The organism is Solibacillus silvestris (assembly GCF_051967575.1).
GTDB lineage: Bacteria > Bacillota > Bacilli > Bacillales_A > Planococcaceae > Solibacillus > Solibacillus silvestris_B.
This window is the reverse complement of sequence record NZ_JBQCJW010000006.1, coordinates 1-15,496: the sequence shown is the minus strand read 5'-3', so window position 1 is coordinate 15,496 and position 15,496 is coordinate 1. Positions and strand designations below refer to the sequence as shown.

At 41.3% G+C, this 15,496-nt stretch carries 15 protein-coding genes and 1 pseudogene; 6 read left to right on the top strand and 10 right to left on the bottom strand.

The window, feature by feature from the left end; genetic code table 11:
- Positions 1-243 precede the first annotated feature (243 nt).
- The 5 genes and pseudogenes from ACTHOQ_RS05370 to ACTHOQ_RS05350 form a co-directional block, all read right to left on the bottom strand.
- On the bottom strand, positions 244-1,485 hold the full coding sequence (locus ACTHOQ_RS05370; protein WP_440494665.1) for an ABC transporter permease: 1,242 nt from the start codon (positions 1,483-1,485) through the stop codon (positions 244-246).
- Positions 1,469-2,371: an ABC transporter ATP-binding protein gene (locus tag ACTHOQ_RS05365; protein WP_440494663.1), complete on the bottom strand. Its 903-nt coding sequence runs from the start codon at positions 2,369-2,371 to the stop codon at positions 1,469-1,471. Before ACTHOQ_RS05365 ends, ACTHOQ_RS05370 begins: the two co-directional genes overlap by 17 nt.
- 14 nt (positions 2,372-2,385) lie before the next feature.
- Positions 2,386-2,922: a DUF2812 domain-containing protein gene (locus tag ACTHOQ_RS05360; RefSeq protein ID WP_440494662.1), complete on the bottom strand. Its 537-nt coding sequence runs from the start codon at positions 2,920-2,922 to the stop codon at positions 2,386-2,388.
- Entirely contained in the window at positions 2,922-3,233 is a 312-nt protein-coding gene (locus ACTHOQ_RS05355) for a PadR family transcriptional regulator (RefSeq protein WP_440494661.1), read from the bottom strand. The genes ACTHOQ_RS05360 and ACTHOQ_RS05355 overlap by 1 nt, the downstream gene beginning before the upstream one ends.
- A 377-nt stretch (positions 3,234-3,610) precedes the next feature.
- Positions 3,611-3,770: pseudogene (locus tag ACTHOQ_RS05350) on the bottom strand (VOC family protein); the annotation flags it as partial.
- Positions 3,771-4,520: 750 nt separating this feature from the next.
- Between ACTHOQ_RS05350 and ACTHOQ_RS05345 the strand changes: the two are divergent.
- Positions 4,521-4,982, top strand: coding sequence for a hypothetical protein (locus ACTHOQ_RS05345; protein ID WP_440494660.1), 462 nt, complete (start codon positions 4,521-4,523; stop codon positions 4,980-4,982).
- 69 nt (positions 4,983-5,051) lie between these two features.
- On the opposite strand, the gene ACTHOQ_RS05340 is transcribed toward ACTHOQ_RS05345, so the two are convergent.
- The 3 genes from ACTHOQ_RS05340 to ACTHOQ_RS05330 form a co-directional block, all read right to left on the bottom strand.
- Entirely contained in the window at positions 5,052-6,926 is a 1,875-nt protein-coding gene (locus ACTHOQ_RS05340; protein WP_440494659.1) for an N-acetylmuramoyl-L-alanine amidase, read from the bottom strand.
- A 284-nt stretch (positions 6,927-7,210) separates the two neighbouring features.
- Positions 7,211-8,113 carry a stalk domain-containing protein gene (locus ACTHOQ_RS05335; protein WP_440494657.1) on the bottom strand — a complete coding sequence of 301 codons (903 nt, stop codon included), beginning with the start codon at positions 8,111-8,113 and terminating at the stop codon, positions 7,211-7,213.
- Positions 8,114-8,174: 61 nt separating this feature from the next.
- Positions 8,175-8,909, bottom strand: a complete 735-nt coding sequence (locus tag ACTHOQ_RS05330; RefSeq protein ID WP_440494656.1) for an N-acetylmuramoyl-L-alanine amidase — start codon at positions 8,907-8,909, stop codon at positions 8,175-8,177.
- Between the two features lie 116 nt (positions 8,910-9,025).
- Here ACTHOQ_RS05330 and ACTHOQ_RS05325 point away from each other — a divergent pair, with 116 nt between their 5' ends.
- Complete coding sequence (locus tag ACTHOQ_RS05325; protein WP_440494655.1) at positions 9,026-9,925, top strand: EamA family transporter; 900 nt, start codon at positions 9,026-9,028, stop codon at positions 9,923-9,925.
- 126 nt (positions 9,926-10,051) lie between these two features.
- Here ACTHOQ_RS05325 and ACTHOQ_RS05320 read toward each other — a convergent pair whose 3' ends face one another.
- A complete protein-coding gene (locus tag ACTHOQ_RS05320) occupies positions 10,052-11,074 on the bottom strand; it encodes a serine hydrolase domain-containing protein (RefSeq protein ID WP_440494654.1) in 1,023 nt (340 codons plus the stop codon).
- 234 nt (positions 11,075-11,308) lie between these two features.
- Positions 11,309-11,755, bottom strand: coding sequence for a hypothetical protein (locus tag ACTHOQ_RS05315; RefSeq protein WP_440494653.1), 447 nt, complete (start codon positions 11,753-11,755; stop codon positions 11,309-11,311).
- A gap of 517 nt (positions 11,756-12,272) precedes the next feature.
- Here ACTHOQ_RS05315 and ACTHOQ_RS05310 point away from each other — a divergent pair.
- From ACTHOQ_RS05310 to ACTHOQ_RS05295, 4 genes are all read left to right on the top strand, one after another.
- Positions 12,273-13,004: a conserved phage C-terminal domain-containing protein gene (locus ACTHOQ_RS05310; RefSeq protein WP_440494651.1), complete on the top strand. Its 732-nt coding sequence runs from the start codon at positions 12,273-12,275 to the stop codon at positions 13,002-13,004.
- On the top strand, positions 13,001-14,257 hold the full coding sequence (locus ACTHOQ_RS05305) for a replicative DNA helicase (protein ID WP_440494650.1): 1,257 nt from the start codon (positions 13,001-13,003) through the stop codon (positions 14,255-14,257). Before ACTHOQ_RS05310 ends, ACTHOQ_RS05305 begins: the two co-directional genes overlap by 4 nt.
- A 3-nt stretch (positions 14,258-14,260) precedes the next feature.
- A complete protein-coding gene (locus tag ACTHOQ_RS05300) occupies positions 14,261-14,740 on the top strand; it encodes a hypothetical protein (RefSeq protein WP_440494649.1) in 480 nt (159 codons plus the stop codon).
- A 152-nt stretch (positions 14,741-14,892) separates the two neighbouring features.
- On the top strand, positions 14,893-15,084 hold the full coding sequence (locus tag ACTHOQ_RS05295; protein ID WP_440494648.1) for a hypothetical protein: 192 nt from the start codon (positions 14,893-14,895) through the stop codon (positions 15,082-15,084).
- The last annotated feature ends 412 nt before the right edge of the window (positions 15,085-15,496 follow it).

Sequence of the window (15,496 nt, the reverse complement as noted above, 5' to 3'; positions counted from 1 at the left end):
TATATCTAACCAAAAAGCACTAAGTGGATACTTGCAACCACTCCATAGATTTGCGTCCTTGCCTAAACAATATTCTCGGTCCTTCTTTCACGAATCTGCTTTGTTAATGGCAGGAATGAAAAAACTCCCCATTTCGATGAACAGATTTTATTTTTAATCTGTCTGCCTAATGGGGAGCATATCATAAAATTTTCCCGCATATTTCTCGTTTACTACGAAAATGCCCGAAAAACAACTCGTATACTATGTTGTCACTTTAAATACCGTTTTCATTTTTTCGATGATTCCGCCTGACGAATATGTTAATACACTGCGCTTGTAGAACGATAGACTAATGAAATAAAGCGCCAATACTGTCCCTGCCAATACGACGAAGCTAACGATCGGCTCAACGGCATTCATATCCGTTGCCCCTAAACGCATCGGCATGACCATCCCCGATGTAAATGGAATGTATGAAAATACTTTGATGAGCATCGTATCCGGATTGCCCATCCCAGTGAGCATGACATAGAATCCGACAAGCGTCAGCATCATTGCCGGCATCATCACTTGCCCTGCTTCTTCTACTTTTGATACAAGGGAACCGAACAATGCACCGATGATCAAATACATGAAAATCGTCAAGAACAGGAAGCCGATCACATACAGGAAATAGCCGATCGACATTGAATCAAGCAAATTAGTGACAATCGACCATTTGTTGCCGCCATCCGAAAAGCGCAGCAATAAGAGCAGGCCGCCAAACAGGACGACAAATTGCGTTAAGGCGACTAAAAACACACCGACAATTTTTGAACGGAAATGAACTTCAGGCTTCACGCTGACAAGCAGCATTTCCAGTGCGCGCGATCCTTTTTCAGATGCGACGTCAGTAGTGATCATTGATAAATATGTTGCCACAAATATATAAATAATAATTCCAATGGCATAGGAAATCCATACACCGGCCATTTTTTCCTCTGCCGATTTGCCATCTTCCGCTGCTTCATTGATGGAATTCAGCGTAATCATCGGCTCTGATGATAATAGTAGCTGTTGCTGCTCCGTTGATAAATCCAGCTGGCTCATCGCATACATTTGCCCGACTTGACTTAGTACCCCTTGATATGTTTGCTGATCATTCAGCGGCAGCGGGTCATATGATTCAACTTTCGCCGCCAATTTTCCGTCGGCATCACTTAATGTGAATGCTGCATAATAATCGCCGTCTTTCAATTTGTCCGCGACTTCGCTTGATGCGACATATTCATATTGATAATCATCCGTATCCTGCAACACTTGCGATACATCAAAGTTTGTTTCATTTACAACCGCGATCGTATCCGCGTCGCCCGAGAAAATCAGTTCTTTAATTTCGGACCAATACATAATCCCCGCAAGAACGACCAAATAAAGCAATGTCGTTAAAATAAACGATTTGGACGTAAACTTCTGTTTATACAATTTTTTTACTAGCACCATAAATTTAGACAAGGCCGGCACCTACTTTCTCTTTGAAAATTTCGTGCAGCGATAAGTAATCCAAGCTGAACTTTTCAATATACGCGCCATTTGAAAGCAATTCGAAAATTTGCGGCGCATATGATTCATCTTCGAGCGTCAGCACTGCCTGCATGTCACGCTCCATTTTCACATGCTTCACGCCCGGGTACTCGCTTAGCACTTCGAACGGCTTGTCGGTGCGTACTGTCAATCTCGTTTTGCCATATTGCTTCTTAAGATCGAGCAGTGAGCCGGAAAACAGTGATTCGCCGCGCTTTAATAGGCAAAGATGATCACAGAGTTCCTCGACATTATCCATCTGGTGGCTGGAGAATAAAATCGTCATTCCTTGATCGCGCAAATGCAGGATTGCATTTTTCAGCAGCTCCATATTCACCGGGTCCAGCCCGCTGAATGGCTCATCCAAAATCAGAAACTGCGGCTTATGAATGAAGCTCGCAATCAGCTGCACCTTTTGCTTATTTCCTTTAGACAATGTTTCCGCTTTGACATTGCGCTTTTCCTCAAGATCGAAGCGCTCAATCCAAAAGTCGATATCCTTCTTCAATTCGGCTTTATCCATGCCATGCAGCTCGCCAAAAAAGTACAGCTGCTCCTCCACTTTCATTTGCGGGAAAATTCCGCGCTCCTCCGGCAAATAGCCTAAAATATCGCGGTTCACTGACTTAATCGGCTGCCCTCCCCACGTAATCGTGCCTTCCGTCGTATCCTGTAAATCCAGAATCATGCGGAATGTCGTCGTCTTCCCCGCACCATTTTGACCGATTAATCCGAATATTTCGCCTTTTTCAATCGTAAAATTGAGCTGATTGACAGCGACGAAATCTTTGTAGCGTTTTGTCACGCCTTGAAGCTGTAACACCATTATCATTTCCCTCCTTAAATTTCAAACATCGCGATTTCTTTCTTTAAATTTCGCTTGCGGAAAAAGGTTTTTGCCAGCGGATACAAAAGCGCAATGAAAATACCCGTGTTCAGACCTGCTATAAAGCTGTTGATATGCGCGCTTTCATCAAGGGCCATTACAATGCCGTTGCCTAGTGCCCCTGCTAAATTCAGCGCTGACACAACACCATAAATCGTATAGATGCGATTAATGTATGAAAGCTTCGAACCCGCATCACTATACAACACAAAATCGCCTTTGCTTTTATGCTGGCGGTAATACACCCAATTAAAGCGTTTTTGCACAACTTCCACACCTGTGCCTTGAACAAATTCCAAATATTCCTTTGCTGCTTTGCCATAGCCAATCCCTTCAAGCATTTCAGTGCGATACACATATTCGCCCGGTTCCCCCTTTTCAAAGGTGTAGAACGGAAAGTGAAAGCTTTTGAAATGCCAGCCATCGTTGGCCAGTTCATTGATCCATCGCTCTTCTTTCGCATCATCTAGCATAATATTAAACTTACGCATCACAAATCCCCTTTCGCCTGAATAATTTTTCGTCCATTATCGTACAGTTCTTTAATGCGGGTAACTTCGGACTCGACAGCTTGTTTTCCAAGCGATGTGATGACATACTCTTTTTTACGTCCTTCCCCCGCTAAAGTTTCAATATATTTTTTTTCCTGCAAATTTTTCAGCGCGCCATATGTCGTGCCCGCACCCAGCTTCACGCGGCCATCGCTCCATTCCTCGACAACCTGCATAATGCCGTAACCGTGGCGTGGCTCATAAAGCGCCAGCAAAATATAGTATATGCCTTCTGTTAAAGGCTGCTGCAATCGAATCCCTCCTTACTATCGAACGATGATATATCGGGTGCTGATACATTTAGTATATCGTCAGCTGATATAGTCGTCAATAAAAAAATTGGAAAATAATGAAATGCGATATTCCCATGTTTACACTGCGATTATGTATGTATTCATTCTCTTTCCCAAACCCCGCTTCCAGCAACGAGTGGTCAAACGATCCTTTCTGCTTAAAATATCCCATTGTAAAGACGGCTGGCATCTTTATTTCGATAAATACTTATTAAAACCTTATTATTCCCATTACAACTATTTGTTTTAGTAGCTTCATTTCACCTTAAAAAAAGCCAAGCTACATTTTGCATGCAACAAGGCTTTAGGAAGTAATATTCATAAATCCGCAACAGCTTCACTAAAAAAATACCTTGATCGGCAAAATTTAAAATAGCCTGGTCTTGATCTTTGAAACTTAATTCCGCTTCTACTTTTTACATACCAATCAGAAGAACGTTCTGCATTTGTTACTCGTATATAGGTTATTCCTATCCTTAATAATTTTTGCCCCATTTTTATCCATCTTCCATTTTTATTGTATTTTAAGCTTCGGCTGATGGCGGAAAAAAAGAGGCGGATTCCCCTAATTTATGATGAAGGCGGCCTTTATTACAGGTTGGGAGATCATTTTAAGTATCCTCTCTAATTAAATAGACGGAAAAATTCCCCTTATTAAAGAAATACAAGCAAAAACCGCCTAAATAGACGGAGAAATTCCGCCTATTGATCCGAAAAGCAGGAAAATGAAGGATTTTTCTTTATATAGACGGAAAAATTCCCCTTATTTCCCTCGAAACGAGCCCTATTGCGTATATAGGTGGAAAATCTCCGCTTATTTCTTCATCACTTAATTAAGAGCCGCAATTTCTCTCAGTACATCTTATAGGAGAAGGGATTTTACATAATCGCAGTTTTTCATCGGCCTCCTCTTGCACGCTCGGCTCCAATCATGCGAGGAACTGGCGGGGCTTGCCTGGACTGAACAACATTCTCTTGCCAAGTTATCTCCCCTGCTAAAATCTGTATCTTCCTTGCCTATAAAAAAATTTTACTGTAGTAATCGACAATACTGCTATAAATCGATTGTGCATAAATTTCCGCATACTTATCATTGCACAATTTTTTGCAGGAACGAACGGTTTTCCGTATGGAACGGAACACAATCAACTGATAGTATTTATCGACTTTCAATAAATAAATATTGACTTGCAATCGACGGAACTTTATATTGTAATTAGGCAAATATTCTGGGGGTGCATAAGATTGAAAGCGAATAAAACGTCCCATATTTTAAAAATCTTATTAGTTTTGTTTGCAATAGGAGTAATATTCATCGGGGTGTATGTGTTGCCGACTATGGCGGAAGAGATGAGTATTCTGTATCCCGAGCTTGATTATGCGAAACTGCGTATCCTTATAGCATGTGAATTATTGTCGGTCCTATTGCTGGCGGGAATAGGAATCATCATCTATTTGCTTGCACTGTTCGACAGTCGTCTCGTATTTGACCGAAAATTTATTAGAGGGACAGAAATACTTGCGTGCATGTGCATTGTAGCATCTATAGGAATGATTATTTTATTCCAGTATATGAGAAGTTTTGGGGGCCCCGGTCCATTGCTGGCATTAATGATGATCGGTATAATCATTGTCATATGGATAGTTGCGGCAGGAATGCTGCTCACGCGGAATATCGTAAAAAAAGGGCAAAGTTCAACTCGCTGAACTTTGCCCTTTTAAATGCGGAATATCTATTATCACAACATTGCTTCATCTGCTGAAGCGGTAATTATTCTATTTACCGTAGTAATCGACAATCCCGTTATAAATCGATTGTGCATAAATTTCCACATACTTATCATTGATCAATTTTTTGCGATCCTCCGCATTCGAGATGAACCCTAGCTCCACTAAAACAGAAGGAATCAGCATATTGCGCGTCACATAAAATTGCGCTTCTTTCACGCCGCGGTTTTTCATATTCGCATTGTTGACGATCTCGGTATTAATATAGGTCGCCAGTTTCTTGTCTTCCTCGTACTGATCGCCCGTTGTAATGCTGTAATATGTTTCCGTTCCTTGCGCGCTTGCGGATGTCGCGGAGTTTACGTGAATACTAACGTAAATTTCACCGAATTTATCCTTCGTAAATTGCACGCGCTCCTGTAATGATGGGTATGTGTCGCCTGTGCGCGTCATCAAAACCTTCGCGCCGTCAGCCTCTAGCTTTTGCTTTACGAGACCGGAAACTTTCAGGACGATCGCCTTTTCCGTATGGCCGGAATTTACCGCGCCCGGATCTTTACCGCCATGTCCCGGATCGATGATGATAATGCGATCTTTAACCGCAGTGCCTTTTTGATTGATCAGTTTAATGTACGATTTATGAACATATCCTGTATCACTGCCGGCTGTTACCTTTGCCCAATATCCTGTAATCGAATGAACCGAAATAACAGTTCCCTTGGATAAAGTTTTGATTGAAGGGGATGACCCTGATGCCGATTGACGCATATTCAAATTGCCAACCGTCACTTTCGCCATCGTATTCGTCGTCACAACAGAATCATTTTTATCTGGCGTTTCCACTGCTGAACCTTCTACATCTGTCGTACTATTTTTCACTATATATCCTGGTATGCCATCAACGGTCGTTAAATAGTAGCCGTCGATTTCCTTATAAACAGAAAGCACTGTTCCAACATCGATTTGAGTAATTCTTTTGGATGACGATGTTGGTTTGTAATATAAATTGAGCGTATCATTTGCAGTTACAGCCTTTTTTGATGAGCCAATCGCATTGCCGTCCTGCTCAAGGAATTTGGCATACGATTTGCTAATGTAGCCATATTGCCCTTGATAAGAAACTTTCAGCCAATTGCCTTCCACTGCATAAACCGATAATTTGCCGCCCGTATCGACTTTTCCCAATACTGAGCTTGATGTATTCGGCCCAGTGCGGACATTTAAGCCATCTGTCGTAACCGAAACAAGACCAATCACTTGTGTCGTATCAATCGCTTCCGGTTTTTCAGGCAATGCCAGACGGAATTCGTCGCTCTTTGCACGGGCAATAAATGATGCAAACTGTGCACGTGTCACAGAGCTTTTTGGCATATATTTGCCGTCGCTGCCTTTTGTAATCCCATTATAATATATTGCTTTTATGTATGAAGCATATGTATTCGATGTCGATACATCAGGGAAAACGATTGCTAAATCCTTGTATTCGCTTGCATTTAGATTGAATGCGATTGCCAAAACATGACTCATTTCTTCACGTGACAGTGGTGCATTCGGAGAAAATTTTCCGGACTTGGCAGTAAATAAGCCAAGCTGTCTTGCGCGTTCCACATAAGTGGACAATTCGGTACCGACTTTCACATCTGTGTAAGAGGATTTGCTTACAGTTAGCGGACTTTTGCCCGAAGCAATGACTGCCATTTTAGCAGCTTGTCCGCGCGTCACGCTATTATTTGGCTTGTAGTATGTTCTACCCTTTTCCTCATATCCTTTAATCGCCCCTAGGCTAATTAAATATTGGATTTCATCATAAGTGGCATCGGTTGTCGCAACATCTGCAAATACAACTTTAGCTGATGTCGGTGTAACAGCTAGTGTACAAACGAGGAAAATTGCAACAACCAATGTAATCAGTTTTTGATTCATTGTTCCCTATCCTTTCATAAGCTGTTCTCCCCTATTGTATAGTAGAAATAATGAAATAAATAGAGGCAAAACAGGTATATACATCAAAATTTTGTTACATTCTGGTTACAAAACCATTACATTCGATTAGATTTCCGTTTATTTCGCGATAAAAACGGGTATAAAGTTTTTTTAATTTTCAAATACGAAAGAGCAATTGCTGTATTTTTTTGCTGCTCCCTTTCTAAATAAAAATGACTAAAATCCACGGGAATGTGAATTTTAGTCATTAGCAGACCGGGTTTTTACTTCAGTAATTCCAATGCAAAATCGTATTGCACATATGTTTTGTTTTTCTCCAATAATGCAGGAGCGACATCAAAATAGTTTAGTGCGCGATTGTAGCCGTACGCTTTTTCGCCGCGTGTTATTGTGTATGACACCGGGCCTTTCGATAGAATCGCGCCATTTCCTGTTGAAGCGACTTTATAGCCAAGCCCTTCTGCAACAATGCGGAGCGGCACCATTGTTTCGCCATCCACTTCTTTGTAGTCATCGCCGATAATTGCGCTAATTTCAGGAGCGATTGCCGGTGTTTCAACATTATAATAATCTTCCAGCTTCGGGAACACGACGATTTTCTCCGGTGATGTTTGCGGCGGAATGCTTTTTGTTGTCATTTTGTAAAAGACAATGGCGCTATAATTTTTTAGATTTTTTGCCTCGATTTTTTCGCCATTTGTATCGACAATGACCGATTTTTCATGCAAGTTCAGCTTTAACTCGCCATCATCGCTTAAAAAGTTGTCATCAAACTGCGCGACTTTCACTGTTCCGATTGAATTTTCCTTTTCAACGATTACAACTTGCGGCGAATACTGAGGCGGATAAATTAAAATCATCGGCTGATTCGCAAATACATAAAGCGAAATCGTGTCCCCTACTTGCAATTCTACTTCATTGCCCTCCTGATCAAACACGAGCGTCTTGTCATCCACATAAAAATTAAATACATTGTCTTCTTCGCCAACCGCGAATAGTTTGGCGTTTTCCCGCTGTTCGACCGCAGTTATTTTTCCTGTCTGTTTAGAGAATGCGGCATCTTTCACGCTTTGTTCGATCCCTTCCAAATTCGTCGGCTGCTCTGCCCCTACTGATACTGTTCCTAATAGAAGTGCAGATAGTGCTAAAGGTGCTATTTTTTTCATAATGCTCCATCCTTTCGGTAATTTCACAGTATTAGTAGTATTGGCTATGAAAAAGTTTCATTTAATTTCTGCTTTTTTTAAATTGCAATGCCGTGAGCGCCAAATAATCGGGCAATGTTAATTTGCCCTGCTTGAAATTTTCCAGCCATATTGATTGGAAATGCCCTGCCTCAACTCCTTGTTCCAGCTGTTGCCGTACATAATTTTCATCATTAAATATCGCTTCAATCGATTGCTGAAGCGTCAAACTGGACAAATATAGCTTCGTCGGCGACAAATGGTTTGCCAATATTTGGGCGATTCCCTCGATAATCTGTTCTTTATGCAATTTGTATAAACGTGCATCATCCTCCGAGTTGACAAAGCAAATTTCGATTAAGAGCGCTTTTTTCGCTGTTCCATTCAAAAAAGCCAAGTTCGTCCGTTGTTTTGCGCCGCGGTTATTCAATTTGCCCGTTTTTGCGATTTGGGTACTTAACTTCTGCGCAAGCGAAGAAATAGCCGGGTTGGCATAGAGCACTTCGGTGCCAATTGCCTGTTTTTGATTATTTTTGGTCGAATTGAAATGAATGCTTACATCCAACTCCCGCTTTGTAGCATTATGCTGTTTAATGATATACGCTAAGTTTTGCTGCTGATTTTTTGACTGTTTGTCGATGATCATGCTTACTTCGATTCCTTTTAGACGCAAATTTTTCTCCAGCTGCTGCACAATATATATCGCTTCTTCCCCTTCATCGATAAACCCCGACGCTCCTGTTCCTTTGCCAAAATGTCCTGCGCTAATCGTTATCATCTTCATCCCTCCTTTCGTTTCTATATATATGCACTCGTAGCACTGTAAAAAGGGACATAGAATTTCGAATAAAAATTCGCTACAATGAAGTCATTAAACATGATTAGAGGTACATAATGAAAAATAAACGAATGATTGGCTTTTTATTAGTTGTGAGCGGCTGTTTTTTCTGGGGAATCGGCGGAACGGTGGCACAACAGCTATTTTCCCAAGGAATTGAAGTGGGCTGGCTCGTATCGACACGGCTCGTTATCGCGGGGATATTACTTTTAATTACCCAGGCAATATTTAAAGACCGCCATCAAATAATTGATATTTGGCGCGAAAAATATACGGCTTTCCGATTAATCATTTTTGCCATTGTCGGCATGCTCGCCGTGCAATATACATATATGGCTTCGATCAAGGCAGGCAATGCAGCAGTCGCAACATTGCTGCAATACTTGGCTCCGGTCATGATCATCGTGTGGGTCGCCTTGCGCGGACAATCGAAATTCACAAAAAAGGATGCGGTAACAATTGTGCTTGCCCTTTGCGGAAGCTTCTTTTTATTAACAAACGGCTCTCTCTCCGCATTTGCTGTTCCGTTGCCGGCGATTGTTTGGGGACTGTTATCGGGTGTGACGCTCGCTTTTTATACACTTTATGCAATCCCGCTGCTAAGACGCTTCGATTCCCTCGTCGTTGTCGGCTGGGCGATGGTGCTTGCAGGTGCGGCAATGAGCTTCGTGCAGCCGCCTTGGGATGCCGATGTTTCAGCATGGACGCCCGAAACGATTGTTTATTTGGTCATCGTCATCATTTTCGGGACGATGCTCGCCTTTTGGTTTTATGTTGAAAGCCTGCAAACCCTTTCCGTTAAAGAGACAAGCCTGCTCGGGAATATCGAGCCGTTGACAGCCGTTTTGGCAACGGTCTTATGGCTGCACGAACCTTTTGGCGCTTTCCAATGGCTTGGCACATCGCTTATTTTGGTGATGATGATCTATATTGCCCTGAAAGCGGAAAAGAAGTGAATATTGAAAAGCAGGATTATGCAACCCATTTTATATGTTGGCAGTCATTAGAATGAAAAATCAACCGCCGCAAGCAGTTTTGCTTTCGACGGTTGGTTTACATTTAATGTGCACTACTATCAATTTTTATTTGCTCAATTCAATTTCTTTGAAAACAGCAAAAGCCCCATCACTTTTGTTTGAACAAACGACCGTAATTAATTGCCGATCCGGATAATATGCGGAGTGGAAGCTTACTCCCGGATCATATCCCATTACATGATACTTCGTAATGGTGCCGTCCAGGACATCTATATAAACCCCATAGCCATAAAAACGGTCATAGTCTTCATCTGTATGAATATATGGTGTAAGCAATTTCCTCGTAAAGGGCTCGCTTAATAATTCAAAGCCGGCAAGCGCATTCCAAAAGCGATGCATGTCCCCCGCTGTTATAAATGCTCCCCCATCAGCCCCGCCTTTGACCGGTACTGAATACACATTCGACTTCCATGAGCCATCCTCTTTCTCGATATAGCCCAATGCGGTATTGTCCGGTAAAGCATCCAATGCAAAATATCCGGAATGCTGCATACCGGCCTTGCTGAAAACAAACTCCGCAATATACTCTTCAAAGCGCCTATTGCTGATTTTCTCAACGACAAGTCCAAGCAGTATATATGCTGCATTATTATAATGGAATCGTTCCCCTACGGCTTGCTTCATCGGTTCATATTGAAATAGCGGCAAAAAATCATAGCCATTGCGCATCCTGTACATAGGATGCTTCACCCATAGCTCTTCAAAGTCATCCATAGCTTCCTCGTCAAAATAATCGGGAATGCCTGCTGTATGTGTCAATAAATGATGAATCGAAACACTTGGATCAAAATGCGGAAATGGCATATCCAATACATCCATCAATTTCGATTCGAAAGAAAGCCGCCCGTTTTCAACAAGTTGGCAAATGGCTACAGCCGTGAATATTTTGCAGCCTGAAGCAATGCCAAAGCGCGTGTGCCCATCATTCAGCACATGATGCGTCCGATTGGCATAGCCATGGCTGAATTGCTGCAATTGATCATCCGTGCTTTTTATTAAAACTGTCCCCGAAAAATCAATTTTTTCGATAACTGCTGTCACATTTTTATTCATCATATTCATTTTCATCTTATTCTCCTTCAATTTGGCTAATTGATTTAAGATAAAAACTGGTTTACATATTTTCTGATTGGAATTTTCAGAATAACAAAACTTGGCAAATATAAGTTTAGCACAAATTCCTTGTTTGTAGGTGTATAAAAATGAGCGGCAACTATTCTTAAATGCACATTCCCGCAAGCACTATTATTTCAAAATAATTCTAATCCACGTTTTCCCCTTTCAAGTTTTCATCATCTTTCTTTAAATATACGATTCGAAAATTGTCACTTTATTGCCTTTAAGTTCTAAAATGATATAATCAAAACCGCTTTCTTGAAGGAAAAAATAGCTTGCATCCTTATCTGTTTCTTTTATTAAACTAAGAACCCTTTCAGGTAAGCTTTCCGTTTCAAATTTTTCGCCGCTCACCCATTCTTTTGAAAGAGCTTTTATAAGCTCGACATCAGATTCGTTATTGTAATATAACTCGGTAATCGCATCTCCATCTCCATGAAAACCGCCTCTGTCATTATAAATATCAACTTCTTTTTCGGGAGGAGGCAAAGATAAACCCCAATTTGATTCAATTGTTTCCACAAATGTTGGGTATAAGCCCGGAAATAGCCATTGCGGAAATGTCAGTACATATCCCGCAACTAAAATGAAGCCCATAATGACTACCATAAAGATACGCTGTTTTTTAAACATGTTGATATCCCCCCCTTTCAAAATAAGTTAAATAATTCCTTTTATATAGACTGGCTGAATTTCAATAAGTTCCCGATGCGTCCCTATCCAATTAAACGACCTGATTGTAGAACCGGAAAAAAATTCCGCAATTCAGCACAGTTTATTAATCAAACTTTTCCATGAATGATCAATCTATATTTTCAATAAGCCAATAACTTTTTAGCTGATCAATTTTATTTATAAAACTGCAATTCTCCTCATTCAATTATGCCCTTCTTATTTTTCCGGTTTTGTTTTTTCCGCAACATACGTTTTCATCTGCTGCAAAGCATACATTTTCGTACGCTCAAAAAGATTTAGTATTCATTAAAAAAATAAAACTATATATTGTCGCGCTTAAACGCGACACGATGAATGCAACTTGTTTGTATAAATTATTTTCAAGATGCTTCAAAAAGATTTTTTCAATCCTGTCCCCTTTTTCAATTTCCAATGACATATACAGGGCAAGACAAAAATTTGGAGGTTTGAAAACATGAACTTTTTAGTCAATGAAAATCAGCTTTTTGTTTCCCCGAGTTTAGCAGCAAGAATTGGAGTCCAGGAAGCATTATTGCTCCAGCAACTGCATTACCGATTACTAAAACAAGGTGTGGAAAAAGAAGGACAAATTTGGTATTGCCAGACACATCACAACTGGACAAAGCAGCTTGTCTTCTGGAATGTCCCGAAAATCAGGCGAATGTTCCTGAAGCTCGAGCAATTCCAAATCGTCGTTTCGTCCAACAAGTTCAACAAGTTTTGCACAGACCGTTCGAAGTGGTACCGCATCGATTACGAAAAAATAAACGAACTGCTCAGCACTGAAGTTCATGTTGCGGATGAGCTTTCCCCGCAAAAACACCGTTCCTTTGAAAATGCAAAAAAGAATGGGGATGCTGCTCGCAAACAGGAAATCGCGATTGTGATCAGCCATTTAAATAAAATGGCGAATAAGCAATTCAGCGAACATACGAAAACGAATTTCCGTCTTGTGGATTCGATTTTAAATGCCGGCTATACAGTGGATGATTGCCTTTTAGTCATTGATGAACAGGTGGGCTGCTGGCTGCAGGATATTCAAATGCAGCAATATTTGCGGCCGATGACTTTGTTCCGGCCCGCCAATTTTGAAAGCTATTTAAACAATGCGCTGACGAAAAAGCGGCAATATGAACAGATTCCAAAGCCGGTCATCCTCGATTTTGAAGAAGGTGAACAGCGATGATCAAAAAGGAGTTTCTGGAGCAAAGCATTTTAGCGACGATGCTCGAGGAAAATTACTTGATTTTGGATAGCCAGCTCAAGCCGGAAATGTTTTACGGTCAGTATCACCGGCAGCTATTTATGATGATGCAGCAGCTCGCAGCAGGGGGCCATCCCGTTGATTATTTAACATTGAGTGCACGCTTTGAAGAAATCGAAAATATCGGGCTGGCATATGTAACCGAACTGATGATGTTTGCCGATGCCGAAAAGTTTGATGATTATGTCCAGCTATTACGGGAAGTTTGGCGTGAGCGACAAAAAGCCCATCTATTATTTCAGGCAACAGAGGGGGATTGGGCGATTCCTCAAATTATTGAACGGCTCGACAATGTTCAGCTGGAGGGAAATATGATCGATACGAAGATCACGCAAAACTTGGTGGATATGCATAATCGCCCGTGCGTGGAAGTGAACACATCAGGGCTGATCATCCCGCATATTCGGGAGCTCGCCTTGCTGATCGATGGTTTCCGCCCAGGGGAGCTGACGATTATCGCTGCCCGTCCTTCGATGGGAAAAACCGATGTGATGAACAATTTGGCCCTATACGCAGGCTGGCAAGGGCATTTACCGATTTTGTTTTCTTTGGAGATGAGCAAAACGATATTACTTGACCGGCTTATTGCCACGACAGGCCACTATTCACGATTGAAGATGCGCAACCCGAAAAAGCATTTTACAGATGAGCAAAAAAGCAATTGGATGCATGTGCTCGATCGGGTAAACAAGTCCAATGTCCATATCGATGACCGCAGCAGCCTGACGATTGCGCAAATCCGCAGCCAGGCACGCCGGATTATTCGTCAAAACGCCGGTAGGACACCGATTATTTTCATTGATTATTTGCAAATTATTCAAGCAGACGGGGACTATGACTATTCCGCCATAGCGATGAGCAAAATTAGCCGCGCATTGAAGCAAATGGCCAAGGAATTTCAATGTCCGGTTATTTGCCTGTCTCAGCTTAACCGAAATGTGGAATCCCGCGGCAATAAGCGGCCTTTAATGAGTGATTTACGGGATTCGGGCTCGATTGAACAAGATGCGGACATCATTATTTTGCTGTACCGCAATTCCTATTATCAAACAGAGACGACGAATGCGCCAGATACGCTGGAGCTGATCGTCGCCAAAAACCGGAATGGCCCAACAGGTACAGCTACAGCATCCTACAATAAAAATACCGGACATATTACGTCAAAGGAGCGATGAATGATGCGAGTTAAAAACGTTTATGAACTTTTACTGGAGATGATTAAATACGAGGAGAATTTCGGCGCTTACTGGATATACCTCGCTTTAAAAAAAGGCTATCTGCAAAAGCAGGATGACCCTTCACGCATATACGATGTCCCGTTTACCGCAGAGGAAATCAACGAAATCAGGGAGATGGATGAACGCGATGTGCTCGGCATCAACCGGGTGAAACTTTACGCAACACGGGTCTCTCCTACTAGCTACGCCTTATACTTTGCCAAAACACCATATGATGCCCAAATGCTGCATGCAAAAATTTACGGACATAAGCCGTCGAAATGGCACAGTATCTACAATCAGCATAAATACTCGAGCATCCGCGTTGGCAAGACGGGTGAGGAAATTTATATTTTTATACTGAAGGATCGGTTGAAAGTGTTTCCTCATTATTTGGGGGAAGTTGCTGTGGAAAAAGCCGAAAGCAAGGCTCTAGTGTAATTGAATGCTTGTTGAAGCAACATATAAAATACAAAGCTACCCTTCTCCTATTAGAACTTTTGCGAAAAAAAGCCGTACTATAATAAGCAAATTAATGGTAGAATTTAAGTTTAGCCATTTAATTGAAACGAAAAGTTGGGGGTGAAAGTGAAATGAATACGTTCTTTTTCTTGTTTTTACTTTATATCGTCATTTTTTTGGGCGTAAAGCATGGCATCAATTATTCGCATATTGGGCAAATCGCCAAAAATAAATTTCCCGATGATATAGACAGCGCAAACTTAAACGATGAGGAAATCGAACATAAATTGCCGAAGAAACCGGAAAAGCCCACTCAAAGCTGAAACATTACTTAAAGCGAGATGCACAGATTGGAGAGCGCTGAAAAACTGCGGCTATTCAAATTTATCCAGAAAACAAGACCCTTTCTGTTCAATTTGAATAGAAAGTGGCCCATTTCATTTAATAAAACCCCTCTCTCATATTGGATAAAATTTTCATTTGCCGATAGCGATTTCGGCTATTAATTGATGGATGGGGGAAGACAAATTAAGCGGAATTTTGAGACTGTCGATTAAGTTATATTTTCTTTTGGTCCTAACCCATTTTTTTCACACATTTTGTGGTAATTAAGTTTTTTTGTACATTTTCATGATATTATACGGATTCATCCTTATTGAGGGCGTTCCGTTTGCCTTGATTTCCTTAATTTGGGCAGACGGGGGCCTTAACCCGTTTTTCGCATTTTTTGAAACG